This is a genomic window from Clostridium tarantellae (genome assembly GCF_009295725.1).
Taxonomy (GTDB): domain Bacteria; phylum Bacillota; class Clostridia; order Clostridiales; family Clostridiaceae; genus Sarcina; species Sarcina tarantellae.
On the sequence record NZ_WHJC01000345.1, the window covers coordinates 1 to 3,266 of the forward strand.

At 20.2% G+C, this 3,266-nt stretch carries 4 protein-coding genes; 3 read left to right on the plus strand and 1 reads right to left on the minus strand.

The annotated features are described in order from the left end of the window. From GBZ86_RS14140 to GBZ86_RS14150, 3 genes are all read left to right on the plus strand, one after another. Positions 1–1,175 (plus strand): TcaA 3rd/4th domain-containing protein (locus GBZ86_RS14140; RefSeq protein WP_152891725.1); only part of this gene is annotated, 1,175 nt, incomplete at its 5' end. 211 nt (positions 1,176–1,386) lie between these two features. Next, positions 1,387–1,884, plus strand: a complete 498-nt coding sequence (locus tag GBZ86_RS14145) for a restriction endonuclease (protein ID WP_152891727.1) — start codon at positions 1,387–1,389, stop codon at positions 1,882–1,884. A gap of 1 nt (position 1,885) precedes the next feature. Then, positions 1,886–2,350, plus strand: a complete 465-nt coding sequence (locus tag GBZ86_RS14150) for a hypothetical protein (RefSeq protein WP_152891729.1) — start codon at positions 1,886–1,888, stop codon at positions 2,348–2,350. A 110-nt stretch (positions 2,351–2,460) separates the two neighbouring features. Here the strand turns inward: GBZ86_RS14150 and deoD are convergent, their stop codons facing one another. After that, on the minus strand, positions 2,461–3,168 hold the full coding sequence (gene deoD, locus GBZ86_RS14155) for a purine-nucleoside phosphorylase (RefSeq protein ID WP_152891731.1): 708 nt from the start codon (positions 3,166–3,168) through the stop codon (positions 2,461–2,463). Positions 3,169–3,266: the final 98 nt, after the last annotated feature.

Below are 3,266 nucleotides of genomic sequence, written 5' to 3' on the forward strand. Positions count from 1 at the left end.
ATTTTAAACAAGCTATCATTTTAATTTTTTTAAGTATTTTCTTCAGTGTTTTTGCTTACAATAATATAAATTCATCTAAAAATACTGTAATAAAAGAAATTAATATAGCATTAAAAAATAGTAATGAAAGAAAATTATTTAAGTTAATTAAAATAAATAACATAAATGTTGATTTAAATAAAAAAGACTTAAAACCATTAATTAATTTTTTTAGTGAAGATAAGAATAGAATTAATAATTTAGTAAGTAATTTAGAAGATAATAAATCAGCTTATTCTTTGAAAATAGAAAAAGAACAAAAAATATTTAAAGATAAATATTTTTTACAGGTTAATTTATTAAATATAGAAGTAAATTCTAATTTAGAAGGTAGTGATGTTTATTTAAATGGTGTTAAAAAAGGAACAACAGATAAAAATGGACTATTAATAATTAATAATTTAGTACCTGGAGTTTATGAAATTAAATTAGAAAATAAATCAAAATATTCAACTGTTGAGAAGACAGAGAAAATTATAGTTACTGAAAATAAAAAAAATAATGTATTTTTAGATGCAATAAATGTTACAATAAAAAGTAATTTTCCTAATGGAGATGTATATATAAATGACAAATTTTCAGGCTTAAAAGTAAACGAATTTAAAAATATAGGACCATTTTCCACAAATAGTTCAGTAGCACTAAGTGTATTAGCTGATACTCCATGGGGAAAGATACATACAGATAATATTTATATAAAAGATTATCCAGAAATAAAAATAGATGTGAATTTTAAAAATGATATATTAAATATGGAAATAAAAAATTTTATAACCGAATTTTATGAAAATGTTTTTAAAGCACTAAATTCAGAGGAAAAAAAAGATATAGAATATTGTACTGATAATGTGAGAGATAATATATATAATATTTTAAGAAAAAAATATTTTATTTTAAAAAATAAATATTCTATAGATAATTTACAAATTAAATTAGAGCATAGTGAAATAAATTTTGAAAACAATGAATATATAGGTAATATTGTTGTTGGTGTTAGTTATGAGGTTAAAAAGAAAATTTTGGGTATTGATTTAAAGAAAGAAAATTTTAATGAATCTTTTTTTACTAAAATAAAATATGAAAATAACAAATGGATAGTTTATGATATAGAAAACTTTTCATTGCCTAATAATTAAAAAAATACTATGAAAATTTATAAGAATTAAAAAAGTCATGATTATTTTAAGATAATTTAATATCTTAAAACATGACTTTTTTATTTTGAGAAAAAATATTTTTATTAGAGTTAAATTTAAAAAATGAAAATAAATGGTTGAATAGTTATTTTATAAGAAGTCAATAATCATTTTATATCAGTATATATAGTTAAAAGGAGAAAAATGAAATATGTCTTTTAAAACAATTTTATTAATTTTTATAGGAATATTTTTAATAAATAAAATATTAGATAAATTTATTAAATTATCACAACAAATAAAAAAAGAAAAAAAAGAAGTTTTAAATATTAACATATTAAAGGACTTTGATAATTTAGTAATAAAATATTTAGAAAATATGGGGTATAGCAATATAGTACAAGGGAAGTGTGGAGAAATAATAATTTATAGTGATGATGGAGCTATTTCAGTAGGATATAAAAAAACAAATGAAACTGAAGATAAAATAAGTAATGAAGAAGTAATAGCTTTTATTGCAGATATGGATATGAAAGGTTTTAAAAAAGGAATATTTTTAACTAATGGAATAATAAAAAATAATATAAAAAATAATTTTCATAGAGATATTGAATTAAAAATAATTGATGGAATAAATTTTATAATTGCACTAAAAAAAATTAAATTAAAAGAAAAAAATACATTTTATATGAAAGAGGAGAAATTTTAATATGTTTTATACAGTTAAAACAAGTATATTAATTATAGCATTTTGTTATTTAATTAGTGCAATTCATAAATTAATTATAATTTTTAAAAATTATAATTATGGAATTACAGAAGAAAGTATATTAAACGATGAAATTCATTTAACAGAAGAAGAATTCAAAGAGTTAGTATTTAATATATGTGCTCTAAATAATATTAAAAAATTAAATTTAATACAAAAAAATATATATGAATGTTATATAGAAAAAAATAAATATCTTTTATTTTGTAATAATGAACAACATTTATTTGAAGAAGATTATTTTAAATTAGTCTATGGATATATTCTTATAAATGAAATCAAAGGAGCTATAATTATTACAGAGTCATCATTAAAAGAAACTTTTAAGGAAAAATTAAAAGAATTATCTAATAAAGATTTTATATATTTCACAAAAAATGAATATTATAAAAAAAATTTAATGTAATTAAATAAAATTAATAAAGCATTTAAATTAAATGGATTGAATAAATAAAGAAATATAAGTTAAAAAAGGAACTTTAAAAATAATAAATTTTTAAAGTTCCTTTTTTAAGCTTAAAGCTTTACAGCAGTTTCTAAAGCAATTTCCATCATTTTGGTAAATGTTGTTTGTCTTTCTTCAGCAGAGGTTGATTCTCCTGTTAATAAATGGTCGCTTATAGTTAATAATGTTAATGCATTAACATTAAATTTAGATGCAATTGTATATAAAGCACTTGTTTCCATTTCAACAGCTAGTGTTCCATATTTTGCCCAAAGTTTCCAAGCATCAGGATTATCATTATAAAAACTATCAGCGGTTAAAATACTACCTACTTTAGGATTTAGATTTTTTTCAATTGCAGTATCATAGGCAGTTTTTAACAAATCAAATGATGCGCAAGGGGCATAATCCATTCCATTAAATCTTAATTTATTTATAGAAGAATCAGTATGAGATGTCATAGCAAGAATTAAATCTCTTACTTTAACATCTGGTTGCATACCTCCAGCAGTTCCTACTCTCATTAAATTTTTAACGCCATAATCATTTATTAACTCTGTTACATAAATTGAAATAGAAGGTACTCCCATACCAGTACCTTGTACAGAAATCTTCTTACCTTTGTAAGTTCCAGTAAAACCAAGCATACCTCTTACAGTATTGTAGCATACTGGATTTTCTAAAAAAGTATCCGCAATAAATTTTGCTCTAAGTGGATCACCAGGTAGTAATATAGTTTCAGCAATATCACCTTTTTTAGCTCCAATATGAGTACTCATAAAAATCCTCCTTTTAATTTAAAGTCAAATATGTATATAATAAATTTATTAGTTTAATATAATCTTATAATTTAAAAATAATATTATATAGATTATAT

Excerpts from the sequence above, each read along its gene's own strand:
- GBZ86_RS14145 (WP_152891727.1), top strand. The coding sequence starts at position 1,387 with ATGTCTTTTAAAACAATTTTATTAATTTTTATAGGAATATTTTTAATA.
- GBZ86_RS14150 (WP_152891729.1), top strand. The coding sequence starts at position 1,886 with ATGTTTTATACAGTTAAAACAAGTATATTAATTATAGCATTTTGTTAT.
- deoD (WP_152891731.1), bottom strand. The coding sequence starts at position 3,168 with ATGAGTACTCATATTGGAGCTAAAAAAGGTGATATTGCTGAAACTATA.